Source organism: Corynebacterium phocae (assembly GCF_008693075.1).
Classification (GTDB): Bacteria; Actinomycetota; Actinomycetes; order Mycobacteriales; family Mycobacteriaceae; genus Corynebacterium; species Corynebacterium phocae.
Map to the genome: position 1 here is coordinate 125967 of NZ_VXKJ01000053.1, position 18781 is coordinate 144747.

Sequence of the window (18781 nt, forward strand, 5' to 3'; positions counted from 1 at the left end):
GGCGGCCCCGTGGTGTGCGAATGCGTGGTGTGCGGCCCCGTGGTGTGCAAATGCGTGGTGTGCGTGCTGCGGATAAGCGGCGGTAGGGCCGGTTCCCATATTCGCCGGTGGGCATCTGGGAACGGTAGTTATTGTTTCTTTTCTATTGCTGGTACTTTTTAAATTGTAAAGACTTTTTTCCAGGACGTGGAAAGTGAACTCTATGAAAGAGCAAAAAGAAGTGGACTGGCTAAACGAGGAAGAGCTCGCGGCTTTTGTTTCCTTGATGCGGGTCAACCTCAAGCTAATTAACAAACTGGACCGGCAGTTGCGTAGTGACGCGAAGATGAATTTTTACGACTACTCGGTGTTGTCGCATCTCTCGGAGGCGCCCGAGCGCACGCTCTGCATGAGTGAGCTCAGTGCAGCCACCGGCGGGTCCTTATCCCGGCTGAGCCAGGTGGTTACCCGCCTAGAGAAGAGGGGTTGGGTGGAGCGCCGTACTGGGGCGCGGGATGGACGTTTCACCGCTGCGGTTCTCACGGAACTGGGGTGGGAGCAGGTCAAGCAGGCGGCCCCGGGCCACGTTGATGCCGCGCGGCGGATAGTCATTGACCGCCTGACTAAGGCGCAGGTGCGGCAGCTCACGCAGATCAATAATCGTATTATTTTGGGGATTGAAGCCGAAAGGTAACTGAATCTGGCTCGCGTGGTCGCTGGGCCTGCTGCTGTGGTGCCAAAGAATGCAACTAGCTGCACCCTTGGAGTGGGGTGCAGCTAGTTAATGCTTGGGGAAGGGTGTGTTTTTAACGCTGGTTGTAGACGCGGCCGGCCTGGGGGTTGGGAATCATCTCATCGAGGCTGACTGGCTCCAAGCCCTTGGCGCGCAGGCCGTCAATGATGCACTGGGCGGCGTTGACCGTTGCCGGGTGGATGTCGTGCATTAACACGATAGATCCGGGCCGCGCGCCGTCCACGGCGGTGCGACAGGTCTGGTTGGTGTCCCGGGTACGCCAGTCCTCGGTATCAACGTTCCACATTGCTACTGCTTGCCCGGCGTTGCCAATTTGGGCGTTGACTGAGCCGTTGGTGGCGCCGTAGGGCGGGCGGAACCACCGGGGGCGGGTGCCAATAGCGGCGTTAATCGCGTTGGTGCCACCGGCTATTTCAGCGGCTACTTGGTTGGGGTGAAGTTTATTCAACTCCGGGTGGCTGACGCTGTGGTTGCCAACCGTATGGCCGGAATCGCGCATGCGGCGCACCAGGCCCGGTTGGGCATTGACCTTTGGGGCCAACAAGAAGAAGCTGGCGTGAACCCGGTTGGCGCCTAGGATATCCAGCAACCGGTTGGTATCAGCCACTGGCCCGTCGTCATAGGTCAGTGCTACGCAATTTGGGCAACCAGCACGTGGGCGCGGCTGTGGGGGCGCGGGAACCGGGCCTTGCGGGGCCGGCGCGACGGGTGGGGCCGGAGGGCTGACAATCCCTAGGTCCCGGGCAATCTGCTTGATTTGTGGGTTGTCGCGGATTTCGCGGGGTAGGGAACGGTAGGCGTTTTTGACCCCTTCGTTGGAGGAAGAGCCCAGGTTGCTGGAGAGGTTTCCCACGGGTGCGGCGGGTGCGGCGTGCGCGGCTGGGCTCAGGCTAAAGGAGAGAGCGCAGGCGGCAAGGAGGGCGGGGAGGCGATGCATGTTTGGGCCTTTCGTTAGGGGGAGTACTAAGTCAAGTAAGTACTCAGTAAAGAATGCCTTAAAAAAGCTCTCCACGCACACCTGACACGTGAAAATTTTAGACCAGTGTGACTAGAAGCGTTTCATGAGGATATGGAAGCGGTCGGTTTCATTGACTTCTTCGAATCCAATGCGCTTGTACAACTCGTGTGCCCGAGCGTTCTTCTTATTAACGCACAAGGAAATACCGGGTGCTCCTTTGCTGCGTGCAAGTTCAGTAGCGGCATCAAGAAGGGCACCGCCTAGGCCCTGGCCCTCGTAGCGGGACTCTACGGCAATGGCTAGTTCCGGAATATCTTCACTGACGTGGCCCCAGCCGTGGTTGTCTGCGGTTCCTTGGCGGAGCCAAACGCCGCCGGCGGGCACGTAGCCATCCCAGGCAATGAAGCCGTTGTTCTCGGGCGTCCACTGCTCCATGTAATAGACGGAGTCTTTGCCAAAGTTATCTCCGGTGGGCGCGGTTTCATCCCCAAAAACTTCCGTGAGGAAGTTCAAACGAGCAATGTAGGTGCGGTCGGATTCGGAGGTGGCACGCAGTTGGATCGAGGTTTCTTCGGTTTCGTGGGTTTCTTGAAAATCAGTCATGCCTGTCCATCATACCGGTTGATAGCTATTAGTGAGTTAGATCTCATCAGGCCGCAGCGGTTTGGGGTTAGTCCAAGTGGTAGTTGGAGACTTCGGAGCCAAGGAACTGGCGCATATTGCCGTTGATGTCCGGGGAGCGGAAAAGGGAGTCAGTGTCTACGGCGTCCCGGAGTAAGTCAAGGCGGGAAGAGGGGTCACCCAGCGCTGCGCCGGCGTTGAAGTAGAACACGGCTCCGTCGTGCAGTTTAACTGTGAGACGTTCTAGCGCCATGTTTTTCTCCTCTAGCCGGTTTCAAAAATTTAACGCCGTTAATGAAACCACCGGATGGGGGATAAATGCAACATTCCCATACGGCAGATTATAGCCCCCACTCCCGAAAGGGGGTGAGGGCTTAACCAGGCGCGGTAGGTTAGTTCTTGTCTTTGTCCAGACGGTGCTTTGCTAGCTGCTCATCTAGGGAGTCTAGGAGCTCTTCATCGCGTTCCTTGAGACCCTCTTCTGGAGTGGTTTCGGTGAAACCGGAGCCTTCGGAGGTGGAGGTGTAGACCAGGTGGGAGCCTTCTACGTTATCTGCGTCAGAGCTGAACTCTTCCACGCGCGGGGGTTTGGTGGAGGGCTGTTCCTTTTCAATAACGTCGCGGAGGAAGAAGTAGTAGATGCCCGCGCCAATCGCGGAGAGCAGCGTGAGGGTGCCCAGGATTGGCCAGAGTTTGCTGGACTTTTCTTCCTTGCCAAGTTTCTTCAGCGCTGCGGCGCGGAGCTTGTCTGCCCGCTTGGAGCCACGCTTGGCGGCTTTACGGCCTTCCTTGCGGCCTTTCTTCCACAGCTTAGAGCCGTCCTTGCGGGCGTCTTCCCATTCGTCGCTAAAGCGGTCAGCGGCGTCATCGCGGAAGGATGAGAACTCTTCTAGTGCGCGTTCCAGGCGGTTGTGGGCGGCTTGGGTAACGCGGCCAGCTTCTTTGCGGGAGCGGGGGAACAGGTCGGTGTCCTGTGCGGCATCAGCGGCGTCGCGAGCGGCGGCTTCTAATTCGTCATAAGCCTTACGCATCTTTTCTTCGCGGTTTTCGTTGAATTTAGACCACAGGGACTTGGTGGTGTTAAAGCCTAGTTTCAGCATCATAGGGTTCATTTTTATAGCTCCTTCAATGTGGGGATGTTGTTAGTTTTCCAGGATACGTCATAGACACCGGCACCGCTGCCAAAATCGGTATAAATAGACCGCTTGGTATGGCCAGACTGAAAATATATTCATTAAATGACGGTCGGGAATCCCCAGCTTATTGGACTCCCGCCAACCACTGGCGAAATCGTGGCCTTCCCGGATCTATAGACCGCTTGGTATATTCTGCGTGTTAGCAAAATATAGGAAGGAGGTCGGAGATGACCCCGCGTTTATCCGCGTCAGTGCCCTTAGATTACTTTGATGCGCAACCCACAGTACCGTTGCAACGTACCGCACTGTCTTTTGAAGTCATCCCGCCCCGCCACGACGCCGACGCCGCCAAAGTAGACCGCCTCATTGATACCCTGGCCGCATATAACCCGGACTATATTGCCGTGACTTCCTCCAAGCGCTCCGGCTGGCTGGAAGGCACCGCCGCCTTCATTGAGAAGATTAGCCAGCGCACCACCATGCGCCCCCTAGCCCACCTGGCGTGTACTGCAGGCAACCCGCAGGAACTTACCTACTGGATAAACCGGCTGGTGGACTCCGGCGTGCGCGGGCTGCTGGCCCTACGCGGCGACCTCCCCGCGGAGGGTATGCCGGCGGGTTATCTGCCGCACGCAACGGACTTAATCAACCTCATCCGCGACGTGGAGCGCGGCCAAGCCGCCCGCTTTGCCGCCGGGCGCCTGGCAGTGGGTGTTGCCTGCTACCCCTGTGGGCATGAGGAATCCGCCTCCCCGGACGAGGATTTTGATGTCCTTTTGGCCAAGCAGCGGCTGGGGGCGGACCTGGCAATTAGCCAGTTGTTCTTTGATGCGGAAGATTTCCTGCGCTTTAAACAGCGCGCTCAGCTGGCCGGGGTGCGAATGCCCCTGATCCCGGGAATCATGCCCTTTTCCACTCCGGCCAAGCTGGAGCGTATGGCTAAGTTCTCCGGCCTGCCCACCCCGGTTCACTTGTTGGAGAGGCTGGGCAATGACCCGGACTCCGGCTTAGAACTCACCGCCCAGCTGGCGCGTACCTGCTTAGGCGGCGGCGCCGGCGCACTGCATATCTATACCCACAACAACCCCGACTTAACGGTCAACCTGCTAAACAGAATTGGAATTGCACAACCATGACCACTAATTTCCCCACAGCCACTATTGAGGGCTACCCACGCATAGGCGCTAACCGTGAGCTCAAGCGCGCGCTGGAGGCCTTCTGGGCCGGCCGTATTGACGAGGAGACTTTCCGCTCCGCCGCGCACTCGTTGCGCGTGGACACCTACAACCGTCTACAGGATGCGGGCCTGAAAGAGGACTACTCCATTCCAGCGGACGTGGCTTACTACGACCAGGTCCTGGAGACTTCCCTGACCGTGGGCACCCTGCAGGCGGACTCGCTGCAGGCGGAGTTTGATCTTGCGCGCGGTACCAAGGACACCCCGGCATTGGAGATGACTAAGTGGTTTGATACCAACTACCACTACATTGTTCCCGAAATCGCCGATGATCAAAGTTTCACCCCCAACCCGCAGCGCGTGCTGGACATCGTGGAAGAGGCCAAGCAGGCCGGCCATACCGTGCGCCCCGTCCTGGTGGGCCCGGTAACCTTGCTGGCGCTGGCTAAGCCGGCGTTGGATGCGAAGACGGCACCGCTGGATCACCTCGACGCGCTGGTGGAGTCCTATAAAGCCATCCTGGAGGCACTGGCGGAAGCTGGCGTGGAGTGGCTACAGCTGGCAGAGCCCGCCTTGGTTGCAGATTTGGCTGTGGCAACGGACACAGAGCTTGCCGATGCCGCTACCTCCGCCTACTCCGCACTCCTCGCCGTGGAAAACCGCCCGCAGCTCTACGTCACCACCCCATACGGTTCCGCCCGAAAGGGGCTTAAGGCCCTGGCTACCGCAGGTGGAAAGGGTGTTGACGCGCTCCACGTGGATCTCTCCGTGGGCACCCTGGCCCTCACGGAGGGCTACCTGGACACCGTCAAGAACCTCCCAGTCAAGCACCTGGTTGCCGGCCTGGTGGACGGCCGCAACGTGTGGGCGGCCAACCTGCGCGACTTGCGTGAGAAGTTCGGAACCTTAAGCGCAGGCACCGCCCCGGGCGGGGTTTCCGTATCTACTTCCGTGTCGCTTCAGCACGTCCCACACACCGTGGACGCGGAAACCCACTTGCCGGTGGACGTGGCCACCTGGTTCTCCTTCGCGGATGAAAAGGTAGCTGAGGTAGTGGCTTTGGCTGCTGGGCCACTGGATGCATCGGAGGCCTATGCTAAATCTGACCGCGCCGTGCGCACCCGCGCGGAGTCCGCGCGCTCCCACAATGAGGCCGTGCAATCCCGCACCGGGGCCCTGCCGGAGGGTCAGGTGCAACGCCAGCCAGAGTTTGCAGGCCGCCAAAAAGCACAAGAGGCGTTGGACCTGCCCAAGCTGCCTACCACGACCATTGGATCCTTCCCCCAGACCCCGGAGATTCGCGCGGCTCGTGCGGCCCACCGCACCGGCGAGCTAGGGGACGCTGACTACCAAGACGCACTTCGCGCCGAGGTCAAATCCGTCATCGAACTGCAAGAGCGCCTAGGCCTGGACGTTCTAGTTCACGGTGAGCCGGAACGTAACGACATGGTGCAGTACTTCGCGGAACTCCTGGATGGCTTTGTGGTTACCGAAAACGGCTGGGTTCAGTCTTATGGCTCCCGTTGCACCCGCCCGCCCATTGTGGTGGGCGACATCTCCCGCCCGGAGGCCATGACGGTGGAGTGGGCAAAGTACGCCCAGTCCCTCTCCGACAAGCACGTCAAGGGCATGCTCACCGGCCCGGTCACCATCTTGGCCTGGTCCTTCGTGCGTGATGACGTACACCAGTCTGTCTCCGCTGATCAGTTGGGTGTGGCCCTGGCGGATGAGGTCCGCGACTTGGAAGAAGCCGGCATCAAGATCATCCAGATCGATGAGCCCGCGTTGCGTGAGTTGTTGCCGCTGCGCGAGGAGGACCGCCAGGAGTACCTTGATTGGGCCGTGCGTTCCTTCCGCCTTGTCTCCTTGGAAGCGCGCCCTGAGACTCAGATCCATACCCACCTGTGCTACTCCGAGTTTGGGCAGATCATCGACGCCGTGGCGGGTCTGGATGCTGATGTCACCTCGATTGAGGCCGCCCGCTCCCGCATGGAGCTGTTGGCAGATATTGATGACCGCTTCCACTCCGAGCTGGGTCCTGGTATCTACGACATCCATTCCCCACGCGTGCCTTCGGTGGCGGAGCAGGCGGAGCTCATCCGCGCCGCGCTGAAGAACTTCCCGGCTGACAGGCTGTGGATAAACCCGGACTGCGGGCTGAAGACCCGCGGTTACGCGGAGACAGAGGCCGCGCTGCGCAACATGGTGCTAGCGCGCGACGAAGTAGCGGCAAGTTTATAAAAGATCCTCCTAGCTAGTGCGGTGTCTGGATGTCCAGGCACCGCACTATACTTGTTTTGTTATCTATTTCAGTGGGTTAATTTCTGAGGAGTCTATATGCGCACCCTTCCCGTCCTTGTGGCCGCCGCCGGGCTGGTCCTGGCCAGCTGTGGCAACAGCCAGCAATCTGCACCCGAGGCAAGTTCCGCTCCTGGGGCCGCCTCCGCCTCCGCGACAGCTTCTGCCTCCGCGACCGTCTCCAGTGGGGTAGCCACAACGGCTTCTACCAGCGCTTCTTCCGCAACCTCTTCTACTAAGGCACCGGAGAAAAAGTGCGCCAACCCGGAGCTAGATCTGATGGAAACGGAATTTGGACTCTGGGGCGCAATGGGCACGCTGCCGGTGGACATAGGCCCCGGGGTGAATAAGAGCTTTGGTTATTCCAGTGTCCTGGATAACCACTTTGACCCGTGCGCGCAGTATTCCTTCATCACCGTGGAGGCGGTAAATGAGTTCGGAAGTCTAGAAAAGGTGGAGTTTCCCATCTTCTTTGCCGGTGAACATCTTATCCAAGAGCAGCGGATCCCCGGCGTAACCGAGATTGACAGCGTGAAGCTTATGGGCTCTAAAGCCGTGGTGACAAGCGCCGCTGCCGGGGATCCCGGTGTCACCTACGAACTGAGCCCGCACGCAGTTGTCCAGCACGGTAAGAACGTGGACTCCGCGCAGGCTTTTACTGACTTCACGCGCTTCCCACCTCCCGGTGACAGCGGGGTGCAAAGGCCGCATGGCAACGTCAATCACACGCCCTTTGACCACCAAGAGCCCGGTTTTGGAAGGTTCATCATCATTCCCATGGGCACTACCCACCTGCGGTGTACGGCTGTGACCTCCTATGTCCCGGACTTAGCGGATTCACTGAGTTGCCTGGCGCCGGAACCGGTGTTTGCCAACACTGAAACAAACAGTGCTATTGCCGGTCTTCGCAATGACCCGGAAGCCCCCGTTCACAACGCCGTGACCATGCATTTTTCCATGCCCTACGCGTTTTACACTGATAACCTCAGCCCGGATTCCGCTATTGGCGAAACCCGGGTGGCTGATGAGGCCGTCACTCGGATTGAAAACCTCACCATTGATACCAGAGGTGATAAGGTGCGAATCTCCGATAGCAGTTTCACGTTCACGCTCAGTGTCAAGCAACTTGGCATGGCCCCGGCGGAATTGATTGACACCTCCCGCTGGCCCACGGACCTGGATCCGTGGAAGTAGAGCGTGATCGCTAACAGCAAAGGCGTTGCTTACAGCGCGCCGCCACTTAATTCTTTATGATAGGAACCATGACTCAAAAGACCGCAACTGCAACTATGCACACCAATCACGGTGACATTGTCATCGACCTGTTCGGCAACCACGCACCGGTTACCGTGGAGAACTTCATCGGCTTGGCTAAGGGTGACAAGGAATACCGCACCCAAAACGCCAAGGGTGAGCAGACCGGCCCCTTCTACGACGGAGCCATCTTCCACCGCATCATCGACGGCTTCATGATCCAAGGCGGTGACCCCACCGGCACCGGTACCGGCGGACCTGGCTACCAGTTCCAGGATGAGTTCCACCCAGAACTGCAGTTCGACCGCCCATTCCTGTTGGCTATGGCTAATGCCGGCCCAGGCACCAACGGTTCCCAGTTCTTCATCACCGTGGCACCAACGCCTCACCTCAACAACCATCACACCATTTTCGGTGAGGTCACGGACGCTGAGTCCCAGCAGGTAGTTTCTAAGATTGCCAAGCTCCGCACCGGCTTCGGTGACCGTCCGGTTGAAGACGTGGTCATCGAGTCCATCGACATCGCCTAAAGGCACCACTTCATACGCCCGCGTTGCAGCAATGCTAACGCGGGCGTTGTCAGTTTTTATACCGTGCTAGTTGGCAGATTTTGCTAGAAAAGAAAGCCAAAAATGAATCCTCAACCCTTGACTTTTTCCCAGTGGGGCCGTAGCTACTTGTCCGTGGCACCCGTGACCGGCGTTATCGTGTTGGCCTGCATAGCCGCCTGGACCGCTACCGCCGTGCAGTCACTGTCCCTGTCCAACAGCTATTACGGCTCGTCCCTGGCCCATGACTGGACCTTGCTGGGGCCTTTGGTCGCTGACGGCGGCTACGCCCGTCCCCTAGGCGCGATGTTCATGCACCTTGATGCCAGTCACCTGATGATGAATGTGTTAATGCTGGTCTTCGTGGGCCGGGAAGTAGAACGCGCCTATGGCGCCGGCCTTTATGCGCTGTCCTACCTGGCGGGTGGTTTGGGCTCCGCCGCAGCCGTGTTGGCCCAGGACTTTGACACCCCCACCGTGGGTGCCTCCGGCGCGCTGTACGCCATGATGGTCTTGCTCGTGGGTGTCTACCGGAAACAGCGGCTCAATTTGCGGGCACCGCTGGCCCTCATCCTGGCCAACCTGGCGTACACCTTCATGAGTCCGGGAGTTTCCCTGTGGGGCCACGTTGGCGGGTTGGTGACCGGGGTGATTTTGCTGGGTGCGTTGAGCCTTCCCCATCAGACCGCGCGCTGGATTGCTGTGGTGGGCGTTGTGTTGACCAGCGTGGGTGCGGTAGCCCTTGGCGCAGGGCTTTGGGGATAACTGCCCAAGTTATCCACGCGCTCACATGTGCGAAAGTTATCCACAGTAGTTATCCACATTGTGGATAACCACATTCCTGTAATTCATCGCACGTTTTATCGGAGTTTTGCCAGTTCACCCACCGTATGGCGCTAAAGAACATGTAATTCACCCCCTGTGTTAATGGGGAAATTAGTTATCCACAGCCTGTGAACAAACCTGGGGATAGTGAAATTCTACAGAGAATCCCACAGCCTGTGGATAACTTTGATCACCGGGTGGATAATTTCACCAGTCACTCACGCCCCACCCGCCGGCACTGCGGCGGTAGCCGGGCGGCACGCAGGGCGGGGTTGGCTTTAACAAGGCACAAAAATGCCCGCCTGGGTCAAACCAGGCGGGCAGGGCGGTTCTACGGGCGGAGAGAAAGGGTTAGCGCCAACCCATAGTCATCAGCAGCCCGATGATGGCTAGGCCGAAGCCGATGAGGTAGTTCCAGGCACCCAGCTCACGCATCAAGGCAATGTCCTGGCCGGCCAGGTAATTGACCACAATCCAGGCTAGGCCCAGGATCATTAAAGCCAGCATGAGGACGATGTACCACTTGGGAGTGCCCTCAGTATTGATCTTGACCGGGGTGCGGTTGGTGCTGGAGGAAGAAACCGGAACCGGGTTCTTGGTAATTTTGGACTTAGGCATGGTGTACCTCTAACTTCTACTAGTTGTAAATTTCTAAAATGCTAATGAGTGCGCGCGTCAAGCGCTGCACCGGGGCTACCTAGCAAATTGCTACCTAGCAAATTACTGTACCAGCTGCACCGGGAAAAACCCTGGTGCCGGCCGGGCTGGACTATTTTTACTGCTAGAGCCGGGCCAGCCGGGCCAGCCCCGGGCTGGCCCGGCCTGGGTTAGCCGGTTAGGTTATTAAGGGCTTCACCTAGGGACAAAAGCTCCCACTTGCGGATATCAATGTCTTGGTCCTTGCGGATGATATTCCCGCCGGAGGTGGAGGCCCAGGCAATGAGGCCACTGTCCGTTGGCACCGGGGTATCCACGGTGGGCCCTATCTTGAAGTTGCCGGTCCAGCCCAGATCGGTGAGCACTTTGCGCGCCCGGACTTCGGTCATGCGCACTAGTTCCGGGGCCTGGATGAGCATTCCGTTGGAGACTTCCAGGGTAACAACCTGGCCTTCCCTGACCTCTTCACCTTGGTTGCTCACGGAGAGGACCTGGTTCTCGGGCTTCTCAGAGTCCACCAGGTTGAAGCTGACTTCCAGACCCTGGGATTCAAGGGTGTTGCGGGCGTCTTGGAGGTCCATGCCCTGGACCCGGGCAACGCGCACCTTGTTAGCGCCCTTGGAAATAGTCACGCGGACCTTGGAGCCCTGGGATAGCTGCGAGCCACCCACAGGGGTCTGAGCGATAATTTCCCCTGCTGGGGCGTTGCTGTCGTTTTCCTCCTTGATGTTGCTGTCTAGTTCTAGACCTTCGGCCTCAAGTTTCTTGGCGGCCTCATCCAGGCTCAAGCCCAAGATTTCGGGGACTTCGGTGACGGCCTTGCCGGAGGAGACCGTGAGGATCACTGTGGACTTTTTCTGGACCTCGGATCCTTCGGCGGGATTGATACGTATGACCTTGTTGCGTTTGATGTCCGGGCTGGACTCCTGGTTGATTTGTACCAGGAGTTCCATCTTTTCCAGTTCCTCAACCACTTCCTGGCGGTCGCGGTCAGCAACCTTCGGGATGGTCACCATGTTGGCGGCTTGCTGTTGCTCCTGGAGGCGCTGTTTTTGTTGTTCCTCAATGTCCTGGGAACTGTTGTAGAAGTCCCAGGCAAAAAAGGCGATGGCAATAATCAAGATGCTCGCCAGGAGGGCGGCCAGCCATTTAAGTTTGGAACCTTCCTCTTCCTCACGCAGGGGAGGACCCGCCACGGGTGCGGCAGCTGCCGGGGCTACCGGCGCGGCGGCTGGGGCTGCAGGGGCCACGGGAACTGGATTTGGTGCGGGCTGCTTTGCCATGGTGTGGGTGGCGTCGCTAGCCATCGGTGCGGGCCTGGTTGGGTCAGGGGAAACGTGAGCCTGCGCGGCTTGGGTGACAGAACCCCTGCCTAGCCGGCCCAGGTCTTCGCCCATCTCCCACGCCGATTGGTAGCGGTCAGCGGGGTGCTTGGCCATGGCCGTGAGCACAACCGCATCGATGTTTACCCGCTGGTTGGAATTAAGACCTTCGATAAATTGGCTTGGCGGCACCGGGTCTTCTTGGACATGTTGATACGCCACTGCAAACGGGGTTTCGCCTTCAAAGGGGGTGCGGCCGGCAATGGCTTCATACAGGACGCATCCGAGGGCGTAGACGTCCGAGCGGGCGTCGGCGGCCTTGCCGCGGGCCTGTTCCGGGGAGAGGTATTGCGCGGTGCCAATAACCGCGGACGTCTGAGTCATGGCGGCGGTAGAGTCATCCAGCGCCCGAGCGATACCGAAGTCCATGACCTTTACCTGACCGGTATTGGTCAGCATGATGTTGGCGGGCTTGATGTCCCGGTGGATAATTCCTGCCTCGTGGGAGGACTGCAGGGCGCTGCACACCGGTGCCAGGATCTCCGCAGCTTCCTCTATTCCCAGCGGCCCGTCTTCCCGAACCAAGTCGCGGAGCGTGCTTCCATGCACGCGTTCCATGACAATGTAGGGAACTGAGATTCCTTCCCTTTCCGTCTCACCGGTGTCGTAAACAGCGACGATATTGGGGTGGTTAAGGCGCGCCGAATTCTGCGCCTCACGGCGGAAGCGCTCCCGGAAGCCAACGTCGCGCGCCATCTCGGGGCGCAGCATCTTAATGGCCACGTCGCGGCCCAGGCTAGTGTCTTGGGCGGCATAAACTTCAGACATTCCGCCCGAGCCGATGACGCCTCCTAGTTTGTAGCGGTCGCTAAGCATTTATGTTCTCCTACTGGGACGGGGTCTTTGTTAGTTTATTCAAATCTGCTACCAAAGATTCAAAAGGTGGCAGACTTTTAGAGGTGGTTGGGGAAATAGTTTCCCGGGGCAGCTCCGGTGGTGAGGCGTCCGGCAGGGGATCAGGCGCGGGCGGGGCGGAGGTTGCCGGTGGCGGCGGGGGCGGAGCTAGTTTGGTTTCCGTGACCGTGACCGGCACCTCGGTAGTCTCCCGGACGGTGAGCCGGGGGCTGTGAGGCCGGTTGGAAGAGGTGGGCTTTTCTCCGGCGGACTTTTCCGCCGGCGGGCTGGGTTCCTCTTCCGGGGAAGGCGGCGGTGGTGGTGGTGCCTGTTCCTGGGTTGTCTCTAGCCATTCGGTAACCACGGTGGGTTCGTCAGGAGCCGGTGTTTCCTGGCCGTCATTGCCCAGCAAGAAGTAAGCCCCCACAGCTGCGCCACCGAGGCCCAGCACGGTCAAGACGGCAATCAGGCCGCCGCGCCCTTTAGGTTGTGCAGGCGTGGGGCCTGCCGGTTCCCCGGAAGCCCCAGCCCCGCCCGGCTGGACCGCCGGGGCGGCGTGCCTAGGTCCGGTCTGCGCCGGGCTGGCGGCACCAGCGGTGGCGGACGCACCGGCAGCGGCGGCACCGGCAGCCGCCGCTGGGCTAGAAATCATGGACGTGGCCGCGCTACTAGAAATAGAAGGCGGGGAATCCGGGATGGGAGTGCCGGCCGGCTGCGGTGGGCGGCGGCCAAAGCGGACATCGGAAATAGCGGTGGCTAGATCCTGACCACCGGGATAGCGGGTGGCGGGATCTTTGCGCAGGCAGTTACCAACCAGTTCGCGCGCAGGGGCGCTAACAGCAGTGGGCAGGGGATCCGGAGCCTGGTTGATGTGGGCTAGGGCAACGGAGACAGAAGAGTCCCCCACGAAGGGGCGCCGGCCCGCCAGCATCTCATAGCCAACCACACCTAATGAATAGACGTCAGAGGCCGTGGTGACCTCCTGGCCCTGAGCTTGCTCCGGGGAGACATATTGGGCGGTTCCCACCACCATTCCGGTGCGGGTGAGCGGGACAGCCGCAGCAGCCTTGGCAATCCCGAAGTCGGTTATTTTCACGACCCCGTTTTGGGAGATGAGCAGGTTGCCGGGCTTAATATCCCGGTGAACCATGCCCATCGAGTGGATATCCGCGAGGCCCTGCGCGGACTGCTCCATGATGTCTAGCGCTAGTGCCTCCGGGAGCTGCTTTTCCCTAGCCAAAAGACCCGCCAGGGACTCACCCCGGACGTATTCCAAGGCCATGAAGCAGAAACTGGAGCCGTTGGTGTCTTCCAATTCCCGGTAGTCGTAAGTTTCCACCACGTTGGGGGAATGGATCTGTTGCGCGGATTCGGCTTCGTTGCGGAAGCGCCCCAAGAATTCCTCATTATCGGAAAACTCCGGACGCAGGACTTTAATGGCTACCTCGCGTTGCGCGCGGTTGTCGTCCGCCAACCAGACAGTGGACATGCCGCCGTGGCCCACCGTCCACTGCAAGGTGTAGTCCGGGCCGATTAACTTTTGTAAACGGTCTTTATCCATCATTACTTGTTGTCCCCTCCGTTATAGGCGTAGAGGAGGGCCCGGCCAATTGGGGAGGAAACTTGCCCGCCGGTAGCACCGGTGCCCAGGTTACCGCCGTCTTTGACTACAACCGCTACGGCTATATCGCGCTCCGGATCAAAGGCCACATACCACACGTGCGGAGGCAGGCCCTCGCCGTGTTCGGCGGTACCGGTCTTGGAGGCAAAGCCGTTGCCGTCGTAGCCAAAGGTGTTGCGCTCGGACGCAAACATGAGATCCCGGAGGGTGTTAGCCACAGGCTCTTCTACCGCCTGCGCAGCCACGCGGGGTTTGGTGGTGGAAATTTCTTTCATCTTGGCGTCGGTAATGCGCTCAACCAGGTAAGGCTGCATGCGCACGCCCTTGTTGGCCACCGTTCCGGCCATGATGGCCGCCTGCAACGCGGACATGGTCACGTCACGTTGACCGATGGCGGACTGGGCGGTTTGCGCCGCGTCCGGAAGCTCACCCAGCGAGCCGGAGGCGGAAGGCACGCCAAGGTCATACTGCTGGCCAATGCCAAAGCCGTCGGCGTATTTGCGTAGCTCTTCCGCGCCAATGGCCTCGCTCATCTGCACGAAAGCCGTGTTGCACGACAGTGCGAAGGCAGTAGTTAAGGTGACGGTAGCGGCACCGCCACAGATTTGGGAGTCATAGTTGGTTAACTCCGTTTCCGTGCCCGGCAAAAAGATGGAAGGTTGACCAGTCAGGGGAGACTCAGGGTTAAAGCCGTTGCTCAACCCGGCTGCGGTGGTCACAATCTTAAAGATTGAGCCCGGTGGCAGGGTGTCTGCCGTAGCGTGGTTGACAAAGGGGTTCCCAGGCTGCTCCTGCAGCTGCGCCCAGGTTTGTTCCGCTGTTTCCGGGTTGGCAATGTCTGCGGCCGCATAGCTGGGGCTGGAAGCCATGGCCAAGATTTTTCCGGTGGACGGCTGGATGGCCACTGCGGCACCCTCGTATCCTTGGGAATTTAGTTGGGTGTAGGCCAGCTGCTGCAGCGCGGGGTCAATGCTGACCTCTACGTTTGCGCCGGCGTGTTGCTTGCCGGTGATGGTGTCCATCCAGTTGTTAGTGAACAGGGAGGGATCCGTGCCGTTGAGGACGGCGTTGTAGGAGGCTTCCAGGTTGGCGGCCCCGTAAATCTGGGACAGATAGCCGGTGATAGGGGAGTAAGCAGGAGAAGTCTCCGGATAGGTGCGGGTATAGACGCCCTCGGAATCCGCAGTGGACTGGGCCAAGACCGTGTTATCGGCGTAGATTTGCCCGCGGGCTATGGTCCGTAACTCGTAGTAACCACGGCGGTTCAAGGGGTTTTCGGCGTATTTGTCAGTGGAAAAAGCCTGGATTACCGTCAGGTTAACCAACAGGATGGCAACCAGCAGGAGGGAAAACAGTGCCATTATACGGATGGAACGGTTCATCGCGCACCTCCTTTAACAGTGGCTACCAGTGAGGCGTTGTCCGGTACGTTGGCCGGGCGGCGGGCGGCATTTGAAATGCGCAGTACCACAGCCAGCAGCATGTAGTTTGCCATCAGTGAAGAACCACCGGCGGACATAAACGGGGTGGTCAAGCCGGTCATGGGCAGCATGGCGGAAATACCGCCGGTGACTACGAAGACTTGGACAATCAGGGTCAGTGACAGGCCGGCTGCAACGAGCTTGCCGTAGGTGTCACGGACGCGCAAGGAGGCGTTGAACCCACGGGCAACCAGCATGGCAAAAAGCACCAGTACGGCCGATAGCCCAATGAAACCGAACTCCTCACCCACGCCTGCCAGGATGAAATCCGAATGCGCCACCGGGACCAGCTCCGGGTGACCTTTGCCCAGCCCCGTGCCGGTGATTCCGCCATAAGACATACCAAACAAGGACTGGGCCAGCTGCGTGATGGTGTTGCCGTCTTCACCCAGTGGGTGCATGAAGTTGGTGAAACGGTCCTGGATCTTGGCGGAAACCTGATAAATGGCAAGCCCACCTAAGGTAGCCAGGCCTAGTCCAATGACCAGCCACGACACCCGGCCGGTAGCCATAAATAGCATGCCTAGCACGGTGGAAAACAGCAGCAGCGCAGGACCAAAGTCATTGGATACGCCCATGATCACAATGGCAATAGCCCAAATGACCAAGATGGGAGCCAGGTCGCGCAGGCGCGGCAGGGAAAGTCCGAAAATCTTAAAACCGGCCACGGTGAACAGCGAACGTTTTTGTGTCAACAGCATGGCGAAGAACAAGATGAGCAAGATCTTGGAGAACTCACCCGGTTGGATGGAAAAGGGGCCCAATTTGAGCCAAATCCGAGCGTTAGCGTCGGTGGGCTGTGGCCAAACCAACGGCAGCGCCAGGAGGATGAGGCCGGCTGCCCCCAGCAGGTAGGAGTACCGCGTCAGGGTGCGGTGATCGCGAAGCACCACTAGGACAAGTGCGAATAGTGCGAGCCCCACGATGGTCCAAAGCACCTGGCGGGTGGCCAGGGAATTTCCCGTGGCAATATCAAGGCGCGCCAGCATAATAAGACCAGTGCCGTTGAGTACCGCGACGATGGGAAGCATGATCTGGTCCGCCCAGGGGGCAAAGAAGATCAATGCCAGGTGAGCTACCGTGAATACACCAATGAACCCGCCAATGAGCTTGAAGATCTCACTGGTCAAGGCGTTGTCTTGGGAGAGCTCCAGGCTAATAAGCGTGATGGCAAAGGCCAAAGCCGCTACAATCAGCAGCCCCAGTTCCGTGGTGCGCATTTTCATCTATCCGACCTCCCGGCAGTTGATACCCGGCTCTGCACGGAAATTTGAAGCAGACTCGAGCGAGGTGGTGGGGGCCGCAGTCGTGCTGGTGCCAGGCCGCGTGGCAGAGCCCGAAGCAGTGGCAGAACTGGAAGGGGCAGCCGAATCAGAAGTGGCGGCGCTCTTGGACTTCTGTGGCCGCGTCTTTGCACTGGTGGTGCTTTCGGACTTGGCCGTTGTGCGGCACGCGGGCAGCACGTCCTCAGATAAGCTCACCAGCTGGGATTGCACTTTGTCATAGGAGCCCGCCTCAAGGTTGTCTACTACCTGCCGGTCAGCGGGGGAGAGGTCCTGAGCGGTGAAAGGCTGAAAGCCATCCCCACAGTCACCTGCTTTAAGGCTCATTTCCCCCTCCGCGTTGAGGCACACGTGCTGGTAAGTCTTGTTGAGCGGGCGTCCGAAAAGGGAGAAATCAACGCCGTTTTCAACGGTTAGTTCCCGGCTTTCCGCGGCCTGAGCCACGTAGTAATTCCCGCCGATGTAGCTCCTGGCGCCTATCCCGCCACCAACCACCACGATCAAAAGCGCGAGGATGGATAGTACCGTCACCCAGCCGACGCTACGTTTGGCCGGGGCAGGATCCTCTTCTTCAGCGGCTTCCTCCCGGTTGCCCTCCATGGTCTCCCGTGTAGTGGAAGGCACGGTGGCGGAGGGAACGGTGGCGGGAATTACCTGCGGGGTCCGGTTGAGCATGGCTGCACGAGCGGCGGAGGAGTCCGCACGAACGTTGTCGGGCAGCTCCCCGGCAATGGCACCGGCGTACACCGGCCCTGTTGGCCCGTCTTCCGGCGCTGCGGCGGAAACCTCAGCGATGACTACCGTGACGTTGTCCGGGCCACCCGAGCGCAGCGCCAGCTCCACCAGGGTTTGCGCTGCGGTATTGATGGAGCCTTGTCCCAGCGCAGTCTCAATAGTTGAGGCGGTCACGGGGTCCGATAAGCCATCCGAGCACAACAACAGGCGGTCACCGGGTTTGGCGTCCAAGGTGAAAAGGGACGGCTCTACGTTCCGCCCGGTGTATGCCTTCAAAATCAAAGACTTTTGCGGGTGTGAGGACACATCTTCCGGGTCCAGCGTTCCCTTGTCCACCAGGGATTGCACAAAAGTGTCATCTTTGGTGATTTGTTCTAACTTGCCATCACGCAGGCGGTACCCACGGGAGTCACCCGCATGGACTACGCCAAATTCTTGACCGTTGAACATCATGGCGGTGAGAGTGCAACCCATGCCGTCAGTCTCAGGGTTGGCCTCCACGTGGCGGGCAATATCAGAATTCGCGTCTCTTGCCGAAGCCCCCAACAGCGCTAGCATGTCGTTGTCACCCGGGTCCTGGTTGAGCCGTTGCATGCGCTCAATCATGAGCTGGGAGGCAATCTCTCCGGCGGCGTGTCCACCCATGCCGTCGGCCATAGCCAAAAGAAAAGGACCGGCGAAAGCGGAGTCCTCATTGTTGTTACGTACCAGTCCGCGGTCAGACAGGGCCGTAACGGTGATTTTCAACTTCTTGCTCATGGCAGCAGCCTTACTGTAGTGCGACCCATTTTGATGTTAGACCCAACGCCAATACGTTCAGGCTGGTCAATACGGAAACCATCGACGAAAGTGCCGTTGCGGGACTCAAGATCTTCTACGAACCATTCGGATCCACGCCTAAATAAACGGGAGTGGTGTGCGGATGAGTAATCATCCCCGGTGACAAAGTGACAATCATTTGCGCGGCCGATGGTGAGTTCTTCCAGCACGCCAAGCTCCATGTGGGAGCCCTTGTAGGGGCCCTCCACTACGGCGATCTGGCGTGCAGATTCCCTCTTTTGCGCGCGTGGCGCGGGTGCTACAACCGGCCCACTGACGCCGGGTGCCGGTTGGTTAACCGGGATGGTGGCCGCACGGTTGGCGTCCCGGCGCATGGCGTTAAGCGCCACCAGGATGAAAATCCAGAGCAGCGACAAAATGCCAATACGAAGCCCAAGAAGAATCAAAGAGTCCATTGA

17 protein-coding genes are annotated in these 18781 nt (G+C 59.3%); 6 read left to right on the forward strand and 11 right to left on the reverse strand.

Annotation, left to right across the window (positions count from 1 at the left end; translation table 11 throughout):
* The first annotated feature begins 202 nt into the window (after positions 1-202).
* The gene (locus F4V58_RS11945) at positions 203-673 is read left to right on the forward strand and encodes a MarR family winged helix-turn-helix transcriptional regulator (protein ID WP_075732156.1); all 471 of its coding nucleotides are present in this window, start codon (positions 203-205) and stop codon (positions 671-673) included.
* A gap of 112 nt (positions 674-785) precedes the next feature.
* On the opposite strand, the gene F4V58_RS11950 is transcribed toward F4V58_RS11945, so the two are convergent.
* The 4 genes from F4V58_RS11950 to F4V58_RS11965 form a co-directional block, all read right to left on the reverse strand.
* Positions 786-1670, reverse strand: a complete 885-nt coding sequence (locus F4V58_RS11950; protein WP_075732158.1) for a polysaccharide deacetylase family protein — start codon at positions 1668-1670, stop codon at positions 786-788.
* 111 nt (positions 1671-1781) lie between these two features.
* Entirely contained in the window at positions 1782-2294 is a 513-nt protein-coding gene (locus F4V58_RS11955; protein WP_075732160.1) for a GNAT family N-acetyltransferase, read from the reverse strand.
* Between the two features lie 67 nt (positions 2295-2361).
* Complete coding sequence (locus F4V58_RS11960; protein WP_075732162.1) at positions 2362-2565, reverse strand: hypothetical protein; 204 nt, start codon at positions 2563-2565, stop codon at positions 2362-2364.
* Positions 2566-2704: 139 nt separating this feature from the next.
* Positions 2705-3424, reverse strand: a complete 720-nt coding sequence (locus F4V58_RS11965) for a flagellar basal body-associated FliL family protein (protein ID WP_075732164.1) — start codon at positions 3422-3424, stop codon at positions 2705-2707.
* 251 nt (positions 3425-3675) lie between these two features.
* On the opposite strand from F4V58_RS11965, the gene F4V58_RS11970 reads away from it, so the two are divergent.
* The 5 genes from F4V58_RS11970 (at position 3676) to F4V58_RS11990 (ending at position 9490) form a co-directional block, all read left to right on the forward strand.
* Positions 3676-4584, forward strand: a complete 909-nt coding sequence (locus tag F4V58_RS11970) for a methylenetetrahydrofolate reductase (protein ID WP_075732166.1) — start codon at positions 3676-3678, stop codon at positions 4582-4584.
* Positions 4581-6866 (forward strand): 5-methyltetrahydropteroyltriglutamate--homocysteine S-methyltransferase, encoded by a 2286-nt coding sequence (gene metE, locus F4V58_RS11975; protein WP_075732168.1) that lies wholly within the window; start codon positions 4581-4583, stop codon positions 6864-6866. The genes F4V58_RS11970 and metE overlap by 4 nt, the downstream gene beginning before the upstream one ends.
* 96 nt (positions 6867-6962) lie before the next feature.
* A complete protein-coding gene (locus tag F4V58_RS11980) occupies positions 6963-8117 on the forward strand; it encodes a hypothetical protein (protein WP_075732170.1) in 1155 nt (384 codons plus the stop codon).
* Between the two features lie 68 nt (positions 8118-8185).
* Positions 8186-8707 carry a peptidylprolyl isomerase gene (locus F4V58_RS11985; RefSeq protein WP_075732172.1) on the forward strand — a complete coding sequence of 174 codons (522 nt, stop codon included), beginning with the start codon at positions 8186-8188 and terminating at the stop codon, positions 8705-8707.
* A 102-nt stretch (positions 8708-8809) separates the two neighbouring features.
* Positions 8810-9490 carry a rhomboid family intramembrane serine protease gene (locus F4V58_RS11990; RefSeq protein WP_075732173.1) on the forward strand — a complete coding sequence of 227 codons (681 nt, stop codon included), beginning with the start codon at positions 8810-8812 and terminating at the stop codon, positions 9488-9490.
* Positions 9491-9901: 411 nt separating this feature from the next.
* On the opposite strand, the gene crgA is transcribed toward F4V58_RS11990, so the two are convergent.
* The 7 genes from crgA to F4V58_RS12025 all read right to left on the reverse strand — a co-directional run bounded on the left by crgA (position 9902) and on the right by F4V58_RS12025 (position 18778).
* Entirely contained in the window at positions 9902-10168 is a 267-nt protein-coding gene (gene crgA, locus F4V58_RS11995) for a cell division protein CrgA (RefSeq protein WP_075732175.1), read from the reverse strand.
* A 209-nt stretch (positions 10169-10377) separates the two neighbouring features.
* On the reverse strand, positions 10378-12405 hold the full coding sequence (gene pknB, locus F4V58_RS12000) for a Stk1 family PASTA domain-containing Ser/Thr kinase (RefSeq protein ID WP_075732177.1): 2028 nt from the start codon (positions 12403-12405) through the stop codon (positions 10378-10380).
* A 10-nt stretch (positions 12406-12415) separates the two neighbouring features.
* Positions 12416-13987, reverse strand: coding sequence for a serine/threonine-protein kinase (locus F4V58_RS12005; RefSeq protein WP_075732179.1), 1572 nt, complete (start codon positions 13985-13987; stop codon positions 12416-12418).
* Complete coding sequence (locus tag F4V58_RS12010; protein ID WP_075732181.1) at positions 13987-15426, reverse strand: penicillin-binding transpeptidase domain-containing protein; 1440 nt, start codon at positions 15424-15426, stop codon at positions 13987-13989. Before F4V58_RS12010 ends, F4V58_RS12005 begins: the two co-directional genes overlap by 1 nt.
* The gene (locus tag F4V58_RS12015; RefSeq protein ID WP_075732183.1) at positions 15423-16751 is read right to left on the reverse strand and encodes an FtsW/RodA/SpoVE family cell cycle protein; all 1329 of its coding nucleotides are present in this window, start codon (positions 16749-16751) and stop codon (positions 15423-15425) included. Before F4V58_RS12015 ends, F4V58_RS12010 begins: the two co-directional genes overlap by 4 nt.
* On the reverse strand, positions 16752-18302 hold the full coding sequence (locus tag F4V58_RS12020; RefSeq protein WP_075732185.1) for a PP2C family protein-serine/threonine phosphatase: 1551 nt from the start codon (positions 18300-18302) through the stop codon (positions 16752-16754).
* Positions 18299-18778: an FHA domain-containing protein FhaB/FipA gene (locus tag F4V58_RS12025; protein ID WP_075732187.1), complete on the reverse strand. Its 480-nt coding sequence runs from the start codon at positions 18776-18778 to the stop codon at positions 18299-18301. The genes F4V58_RS12020 and F4V58_RS12025 overlap by 4 nt, the downstream gene beginning before the upstream one ends.
* Between the last annotated feature and the right edge of the window lie 3 nt (positions 18779-18781).

Excerpts from the sequence above, each read along its gene's own strand:
- pknB (WP_075732177.1), bottom strand. The coding sequence starts at position 12,405 with ATGCTTAGCGACCGCTACAAACTAGGAGGCGTCATCGGCTCGGGCGGA.
- F4V58_RS12005 (WP_075732179.1), bottom strand. The coding sequence starts at position 13,987 with ATGATGGATAAAGACCGTTTACAAAAGTTAATCGGCCCGGACTACACC.
- crgA (WP_075732175.1), bottom strand. The coding sequence starts at position 10,168 with ATGCCTAAGTCCAAAATTACCAAGAACCCGGTTCCGGTTTCTTCCTCC.
- F4V58_RS12010 (WP_075732181.1), bottom strand. The coding sequence starts at position 15,426 with ATGAACCGTTCCATCCGTATAATGGCACTGTTTTCCCTCCTGCTGGTT.
- F4V58_RS11955 (WP_075732160.1), bottom strand. The coding sequence starts at position 2,294 with ATGACTGATTTTCAAGAAACCCACGAAACCGAAGAAACCTCGATCCAA.
- F4V58_RS12025 (WP_075732187.1), bottom strand. The coding sequence starts at position 18,778 with ATGGACTCTTTGATTCTTCTTGGGCTTCGTATTGGCATTTTGTCGCTG.
- F4V58_RS11985 (WP_075732172.1), top strand. The coding sequence starts at position 8,186 with ATGACTCAAAAGACCGCAACTGCAACTATGCACACCAATCACGGTGAC.
- metE (WP_075732168.1), top strand. The coding sequence starts at position 4,581 with ATGACCACTAATTTCCCCACAGCCACTATTGAGGGCTACCCACGCATA.
- F4V58_RS11950 (WP_075732158.1), bottom strand. The coding sequence starts at position 1,670 with ATGCATCGCCTCCCCGCCCTCCTTGCCGCCTGCGCTCTCTCCTTTAGC.
- F4V58_RS11945 (WP_075732156.1), top strand. The coding sequence starts at position 203 with ATGAAAGAGCAAAAAGAAGTGGACTGGCTAAACGAGGAAGAGCTCGCG.
- F4V58_RS11990 (WP_075732173.1), top strand. The coding sequence starts at position 8,810 with ATGAATCCTCAACCCTTGACTTTTTCCCAGTGGGGCCGTAGCTACTTG.
- F4V58_RS11965 (WP_075732164.1), bottom strand. The coding sequence starts at position 3,424 with ATGAACCCTATGATGCTGAAACTAGGCTTTAACACCACCAAGTCCCTG.
- F4V58_RS12015 (WP_075732183.1), bottom strand. The coding sequence starts at position 16,751 with ATGAAAATGCGCACCACGGAACTGGGGCTGCTGATTGTAGCGGCTTTG.
- F4V58_RS11980 (WP_075732170.1), top strand. The coding sequence starts at position 6,963 with ATGCGCACCCTTCCCGTCCTTGTGGCCGCCGCCGGGCTGGTCCTGGCC.
- F4V58_RS11970 (WP_075732166.1), top strand. The coding sequence starts at position 3,676 with ATGACCCCGCGTTTATCCGCGTCAGTGCCCTTAGATTACTTTGATGCG.
- F4V58_RS11960 (WP_075732162.1), bottom strand. The coding sequence starts at position 2,565 with ATGGCGCTAGAACGTCTCACAGTTAAACTGCACGACGGAGCCGTGTTC.
- F4V58_RS12020 (WP_075732185.1), bottom strand. The coding sequence starts at position 18,302 with ATGAGCAAGAAGTTGAAAATCACCGTTACGGCCCTGTCTGACCGCGGA.